This is a genomic window from Denitrobacterium sp. (assembly GCF_056180635.1).
The window spans coordinates 173,721-181,103 of record NZ_JAZZJS010000079.1; the positions used below are offsets into that span (position 1 = coordinate 173,721).

Consider the following 7,383-nt stretch of genomic DNA (forward strand, 5'->3'; position numbering starts at 1 on the left):
AATAGCTAATGACGTGCTTACTGCTGCTCCTGCTTGGGAGCACGGTATCCTTCTTTCACGAACTGGCGCGCGCGGCCCAGGGCCAGGGCGTTATCGGGAACGTCTTCCGTGATAACCGAGCCAGCGCCCACGATGGTGTTCGCGCCGATGTTCACGGGCGCGACCATCATGGTGTCGCTACCCACGAACGCGCCCTCGCCGATGACGGTAGGCCACTTGCGCTCGCCATCGTAGTTGCAGGTAATGGAGCCGGCGCCGATGTTCACGCCGCCAGCCATGGTGGTGTCGCCGATGTAGCTGAGATGCGGGACCTTGCTGCCCGGGCCAATCGTGGACTTCTTGATTTCGACGTGCGTGCCGGCCTTCGCGCCTTCGCACAGGTGCGTTCCAGGACGCAGATACGCGCGGGGGCCGCACGTACAGTCGTTGTCGATAACCGCTTCCACGGCGACCGTTTCATCGATGACGCAGCCAGCTCCCACCGTCGTATCGGTGAGGCGCGTATTCGGGCCAAGCACCGTGTCGGGACCAACCTCGACCGCACCCATGAGCGTGGTCATCGGCAGAATCTCGACGTCCTGCGCGAGCTTCACGTCGGGGCCAATCCACACCGTGGACGGGTCGACCATGGTAACGCCGGCAAGCATATGGCGCTCGTTAATGCGGCGCTGCATAACCAGCGTGGCTTCCGAAAGCTGCACGCGCGTGTTGATGCCCAGGCATTCGCTGGAGTCCTTCGCGCAGAAGCCCAGAACGGAACGGCCCGCATTGCGGGCGATTTCGATGACATCGGTGAGATAGAACTCGCCCTGAGCGTTATCGGTGCCCACCTTCGAAAGCGCCCCGAAGAGGAGCTCGGCGTCGAAGCAGTAGAAACCCGAGTTGCATTCGGCGATGCGCGCCTGCTCGGGCGTGCAGTCTTTCTGCTCGACGATGCGCTCGACCTGGCCTGCCGCATCGCGAACGATGCGCCCGTATCCCGTGGGGTCGGAAGGCTGCATGGTGAGCACCACGACGCCGGCATTGTCCTGCTCGCGAGCGGCAACAAGCGCCGAAAGGGTTTCGGGGGTAATGAGCGGGCTATCGCCCGAAAGAACGAGGAGCGAACCCGTTACGCCCTCGAATTCGGATGCGCACGACGAAACCGCATCGGCAGTGCCGCGTTGCTGTTGCTGCACGACGATGCGCGTGTCGGAAACGATGGGCTCGACGACCTCGCGTGCGTGACCCAGAACGGTAACGACGCGCTCGATGCCCGCATCATGCGCGGCCTCGACGACCCAACGCACCAGGGGACGGCCAAGAAGCTTATGGCTCACCTTGGGATGGCGAGACTTCATGCGAGTGCCTTCACCCGCGGCCAAGATAATCGCGGAAGCGTTCATTCTATCCTTCTTCCTGCGGAATTAATCGGTTTCGGGGGAAAGCGCCGCGCAGATGGCATCGAGCAGTGCGATGGCGTAATGCTGTGCGGAACGGCCTTCGCCGGCATCCTGCCACTGCGCCGAAGGAAGGCTGATGGCGATGCGCGGGGGCGTTTGCACAGCTGCACCCATGGCAGTGCGCAGACGCAGGCCGAGCGTTTCCTCGGAATCGAACGTCACGAAGGGAATGTTCTGCTGAGGCTCTTCCTGCCCCACCACGATCTGAACGAGGAGCATGTCCTCGTCGGGCGCGACAAGCAGGGAATCGGCGCTGACGATCTTCGACGCAGGGTTGGTTGCAAGCGCGAGGTTAGACATGCGCGCCGCAACGGAACGCGTGAAGGAATCGGTGCCGAACAGGCAGAGCGCGTTGCGTTCGAGCACGTCGGAAGCGCGCGCGAACCCAACGTGGACGGCGGCCTGGGGGCCAGGCTTGCCTTCCCACGAATGATGCAGGTTATGCACCGCGCGATACGTGAAAGCGCCGGCAATGCCGTCGGAAGGAAGGCCCATGTTCAGCTGGAACTTGCGAAGGGCGAGTTCGGTATACGCACCGAAGATGCCATCGTCGTTGCAAGCAAAGCCCAGCGCGTTCAGGGCATTCTGAAGCTGCTTCACGTCGTTGCCGTGGAAATACGGCATGCGCAGATAGAGTGTTCGGTCGCCCAGATGGAACGTGGCGTCGAGCAGGGCCGCCCACACCTTTTCGTTCACCTGGGTGGTGCCAGGAAGACCATTCGCCTGGCAGAATGCGGAGACAGCGACGGCGGTTGCATCGTCGTACGTACCAGTTACCTGGCTATCCGCGAGAAAATTAAGTTCCGCGAGCTTTTGCTGAACGTCGAGGACGCCAGCGCCCGTGTCATTTTTTTGCATTGTATCCATACAGCCATTGTAGCGCCGCGGACATGTGTATAACACGCCCGCGGCAGGCTTTCATACGTTCCCTACGAACGGCAAGAGGGCTAGTTGAGGCGGTTGACGAACCAATCGGCCATGGAGATGAGCAAATCGCGCGCGGGCGACGGGCCGACGATTTCCAGCAGGCGGTTCTTCGCGATGCTCGTGAGGTTTTCCGCATAGGAACGGGCGTAGTCGATGCTGCCCGATTCCTGCATGATCATCGTGGCCTCTTCCAGGATGGCAGGGTCCTTCTCATGCGAGCTGAGGATTTCGACGAGCCTATCGCGCTTGGGCGAATTCTGCAGGGCATGTACCACGCACAGGGTACGCTTGCCCTCGGTGATGTCGTTACGGAAATCCTTCTTCGTGGATTCCTCGCTGCCGATGAGGTTGAGCAGATCGTCCTGAATCTGGAACGCAAGACCGGTATCGAGGCCGTAGTTGCGCAGGCCTTCGATTTCGGCTTCGGAAGCGCCGGCGACGATGGCGCCGATGGCCAGGGGCACCGCGCCCGAATAGTGGGCCGTCTTATGCGTTGCCATGACCAAGTAGTCTTCCGGCGTGATGTCGTAGCGCCCATCGCGCGCCCAGCCGATGTCGAGCGCCTGGCCTTCGATGGTGCGGCGCGTCATTTCGGTGAGCTCTGTGATGATGCGGATCTTCGTGGAGTCGTCGAGCGTGGGGTCGAGGGCGACCGTGCCGTTCACAAGCGTGAGCCCCAGGTCGCCAGCGTTGATGGCCAGACCCATGCCCTCGGTGAGGTGGAGGCAGGGCACGCCACGGCGCAGTTCCGCCTCGTCGGCGATATCGTCGTGAATGAGGGCGGCCGTATGGAAATGCTCGATGGCCGCAGCGGCGCTAACAGCACGTGCGACGTCTCCGCCAACCGCACGGCACGCGGCGAAGCAGATGAGGGGGCGATGACGCTTCCCCCCGTTTTCGCTGTATTTGTACAGGGGCCCATAGAGGTAGCGATCCATATCGGGATGACTGCCCTCGGGAATGAAGGAATTGACGACTTCGCCCACTTTGTCTGCGTAATGGTCGAGGTATTCCCCGAACGTGGCAGAATCATAATCGGCGGACGCAAGGAACTCGGCAAAAGCGCGAGCGGACTGTTGCTGTCTCACGATGCGAACTCTTCCCCGGGCATAGGCGGTGCCCGACCCCATCTGCATGTACTATCTTTTGTAACGATGCACGACAAGGGCCAGACTTGATAAAATGCCGTTGCTATGCACCCCTAACACCATATTGTGCATTATAGGATAGAAAGCAATGCATACGCGCCCATGCGCATGAATACGGCGCATTAACCCCACAGACGCATAACGACTCGATACGTCATTCGGTGTATGGGCGCAAACGCCGTTGGACGGTGGGGTTCGAACCCCACCGACGAGGTTTACGGACATGAAATGGTAGGAGCGGTGGGGTTCACGATTTCCGCTTCGCGGAAATCCACGTCTCGCGCCCGGGGCGCTCGACCGAAACGCGGCGGACGCCACACCGTGGCGTCCGCTTGTCGCGTTTCCACCTCATCGGTTCGAACCCCACCGACGAGGTTTATGGACATGAAATGGTAGGAGCGGTGGGGTTCGAACCCACAAGCCCGAAGGCGGCGGATTTTAAGTCCGCTGCGTATGCCAATTCCGCCACGCTCCCGAGTGACTGGCCCCGCAAGGCTTAGGACATGATAGCAGAAGCCTACTTCGACGAAGCGGCCATGATGATGCCCTGCAGAATATCCGATTCGCTTACCGTGAACGCATTCAGGCCCGCGCAATCGAGCACCTGACCCAGGATTTCCATGCCGGCAACGATGACCGGAGCCCTATCGGGCTGCAGCCCCGTAACCGTACGGCGCTGCTCGACGGGCATGGCGGCAAGACGGGCCGTTTCCTGCGCAAGGACGTCGCGGGAAACGGTATAGCCATGCACGCGCGACGAATCGTACGGGTCCATGGCCTCGTGAACGGAAACCACCGACGTGGCGGTGCCGGCAACGGCAACCATGCGCTGCGGCGCGAATCCGCTTTCGGCAAGACGCTCGAAGAATGGTTGGAAGTTCCTACGACACAAGTCGCGCGCAGATTGCAGCTCGTCTTCCGTAGGCGGATCGCCCGCGAGAAGGCGCTCGGTCACGCGACGGCAACCGATATCGAACGAATGCGCCACCAGGGGTTCTTCGCCGCCCACGCCCGCGATGATTTCGGTGGAGCCGCCACCGGAATCCACCACCAGCAAGCGCTCGCCCACGAAATCGCACGACGCGCCCATGAATGACAGCGCCGCCTCGCGCGTACCGGGGATAACGGAAAGCTGAACGCCCTCCCCTTTCAGGATTTCGGCGAACTCGGCGGCATTGGCTGCATCGCGGGAAGCAGACGTTGCCACCGCAGTAAGCGAGACTTCGCGATCGGGAGCCGAGTACGAGGCAATGACCTGCTGATATCCGGCAACGCATGCACGCACGCGCTCCATGGCCTCGGGCTTCAGGACGCCCGTCGCATCCACGCCCTCGCCCAGATTCACGATGGACGAGCGGCGTTCCAAAACATGCAAGCCGCTCTCGTCGACATCCGCAATGAACAAACGGCACGTGACCGTGCCGATATCGATGGCTGCATAGCGACCCATGGCGCTCCTATCCCGAATAGCCGAAAAACGTATCGAGCACCCCCGAATACCATGTGTCGGGAGCTTTGATATCACTTGAAGGCGTGAGGCTCGTCACATCGACGGACGTGCTATCCGCCGAAAGGCCCGAGACGTGCACGGACGTCTCGCCCTCGCGCACCATGCCATACCCCTGGCGTGCGGCATCTTCCATGCCCTCATCGGTGGAGAGATTGGCAACATCGGACTGAAGCTCTTCGTTCTCCTGCGAGACGATCACGTACTCGGCCTCCATCTTCGCCTGATCGCGAACGGCCGTGTAGTAATCGCGCGCGGGGGAATACAGGAAGACGGCGCAAGCCGTGATGCAAGCAAGCACCGCGAGCGGCACGGCGACGGCGAGGCGCACCTTGCGAGCCGCCTGACGGGCGGGTGCGGAATTGGCACGCTGCATGCTGGAACGCTCATTCTGCATGCGCGCCGACTTGCGATGCGTGGACCCCATCTGACCGCGGTAGACGGCGGCACGGGGACCCGACTCGGACGGCGTCGACGGCTGCTTCTGCTCGAAGCGATCGAATGCACGCGACGCCTTCTTCTTGCGCGCATCATGACGATGCTTCTGGAACGCGCTCTGCTTGCGTTCCGTACGCTCGGCGCGAGCAGGCTCAGCATGAGAGCGTTCGCGACGCGATGAAGCGCGGCGGTTGGAACGGGATGCGCTCGCAGAACCGCGAGACGACATGCGCGACTGAAGGCGCTCTTCGGCAGAGGCGCGATAGTCTTCGCCCGAAGCGAAGCGCGCACGTGCGCCGGATGCAGATGATACGGAGGAGGTGCGGGAGCCTCGACGTGCGCGAGAAGCGGATTTCGCGGTTTCGAAATCGACGATATGCGCTTGGCTTGACACCTGAACAGACCCCTTGAGCATCGTAGTTGGTTTATAGTGCGTGTAATGCTTCGGTGCGTTTATCTTATCACGCACGGCGATGGGCATTCCACCGGGAAGGCAAATCGGGCCTGAATTCATAATCGAGTGGCGCGCAGCCGCGGAACAGGCTATCTACCTGGTGCGATTCATTTTCAGCCCACTACATGGGAAACGTACGAATTCAACACTTTTGAAAAGAAAAGGCACCCGCACGCACATATGCGCACGGGTGCCCTGCAGTTGCGAAATATCGCTTGCTATTCTTCTTCCAGAGCAGCCGCGATTTCGTCGGTGATGTCCATGGTGTGGTACACGCTCTGGAGGTCTTCGAGCTCTTCCAGACGGTCGACCAGACGCATGACCTTCTTGGCGTCGGAAGCGCTTACCTGGGTAGGCGTGGTTGCTTCCATGATGAACTCGGCGCCCTGCGTTTCAACGCCCGCAGCCTCGAGAGCCTTCTTGACGGCCATGAGGTCGGTGGGAGCGGTGTAGACGATCCACTGCTCGTCGGCGTCTTCGTAATCCTTGCCGCCGGCTTCGTCGACGGTCATCATGAATTCTTCCTCGTCGCCAGCAGTGCCGTTGGGCTTCATGCCCTCCTTCTTGCCGCCGTCGATTTCCTTGGGAACCATGATCTGGCCCTTGCGCTCGAACATGAACGCAACGGAGCCGCTGGTGCCCAGGTTACCGCCCGCATGCGTGAACGCGCTGCGCACATCGGCAGCCGTGCGGTTGCGGTTGTCGGTAAGGGCTTCGCAGTAGATGGCGATGCCCGCAGGACCGTAGCCCTCGTAGACTACCGACTCGTAAGCGGCGGCGTCTTTGCCACTGCCAAACGCCTTATCGATAGCGGTCTTGATCTTATCCTTGGGAAGAGAATAGCCCTTCGCCTTTTCGATGGCGGCCGCCAGGGATGCGTTGTTGTCGGGGTTGGGGTCGCCCCCTTCCTTAGCCGCAACGGTGATGTTGCGGGAAAGCTTACCGAACAGCGCCGAACGCTTGGCGTCCTGGGCCGCCTTGCGGTGCTTGGTGGTTGCCCACTTAGAATGCCCTGACATAGCACTCCCTTCGAATACTCGTTGATGCTCAGCGTGCGCACATGCGCAAAACGCAATTGCCTAGTGTAGCACACCCTACGAACAACGCGCCCCAGCGGCCCATGTCTACAGCGTACGTACAGACAAGGCTGGGGCGCGTGAACGAATGAGAGGCGTTTACCGTGGGGCTAGCGCTAGGCACGCTCCCACAGACCGCTCTTGCCGCCATCCTTCTTCAGCAGGCGAACGTCCATGATTTCCATGCCGCGGTCGACGGCCTTGCACATGTCGTACACGGTAAGGCACGCAACGCTGGCGGCGGTAAGCGCCTCCATCTCGATGCTCGTCTTTCCGGTTACACCGAACGTCGACGTGATGTGAATGCCAACGCGGCCATCGGCGCGATCGCCCGCATACACGGGAGTGCACTCGACCTTCGATTTCGTGATGAGCAGCGGATGGCACATGG

The 7,383-nt window shown here is 61.1% G+C and carries 7 protein-coding genes and 1 tRNA gene; all 8 read right to left on the reverse strand.

What is annotated here, in order from left to right; all coding sequences use genetic code 11:
* Positions 1-17: 17 nt before the first annotated feature.
* Positions 18-1,385, reverse strand: a complete 1,368-nt coding sequence (gene glmU / locus AC04P6_RS07505; protein ID WP_475566006.1) for a bifunctional UDP-N-acetylglucosamine diphosphorylase/glucosamine-1-phosphate N-acetyltransferase GlmU — start codon at positions 1,383-1,385, stop codon at positions 18-20.
* Positions 1,386-1,406: 21 nt separating this feature from the next.
* Complete coding sequence (locus tag AC04P6_RS07510; RefSeq protein WP_475566007.1) at positions 1,407-2,309, reverse strand: peptidoglycan-binding domain-containing protein; 903 nt, start codon at positions 2,307-2,309, stop codon at positions 1,407-1,409.
* Positions 2,310-2,389: 80 nt separating this feature from the next.
* Positions 2,390-3,457, reverse strand: coding sequence for a polyprenyl synthetase family protein (locus AC04P6_RS07515; protein WP_475566008.1), 1,068 nt, complete (start codon positions 3,455-3,457; stop codon positions 2,390-2,392).
* A 450-nt stretch (positions 3,458-3,907) separates the two neighbouring features.
* Positions 3,908-3,992, reverse strand: a tRNA-Leu gene (locus tag AC04P6_RS07520).
* 42 nt (positions 3,993-4,034) lie between these two features.
* Complete coding sequence (locus AC04P6_RS07525; RefSeq protein ID WP_475566009.1) at positions 4,035-4,967, reverse strand: Ppx/GppA phosphatase family protein; 933 nt, start codon at positions 4,965-4,967, stop codon at positions 4,035-4,037.
* Positions 4,968-4,974: 7 nt separating this feature from the next.
* Positions 4,975-5,877 carry an FtsB family cell division protein gene (locus tag AC04P6_RS07530; RefSeq protein ID WP_475566010.1) on the reverse strand — a complete coding sequence of 301 codons (903 nt, stop codon included), beginning with the start codon at positions 5,875-5,877 and terminating at the stop codon, positions 4,975-4,977.
* Between the two features lie 257 nt (positions 5,878-6,134).
* Complete coding sequence (locus AC04P6_RS07535) at positions 6,135-6,935, reverse strand: YebC/PmpR family DNA-binding transcriptional regulator (RefSeq protein WP_475566011.1); 801 nt, start codon at positions 6,933-6,935, stop codon at positions 6,135-6,137.
* Between the two features lie 173 nt (positions 6,936-7,108).
* A partial coding sequence (locus AC04P6_RS07540) for a cyclic pyranopterin monophosphate synthase MoaC (RefSeq protein ID WP_475566012.1) occupies positions 7,109-7,383 on the reverse strand: 275 nt, incomplete at its 5' end.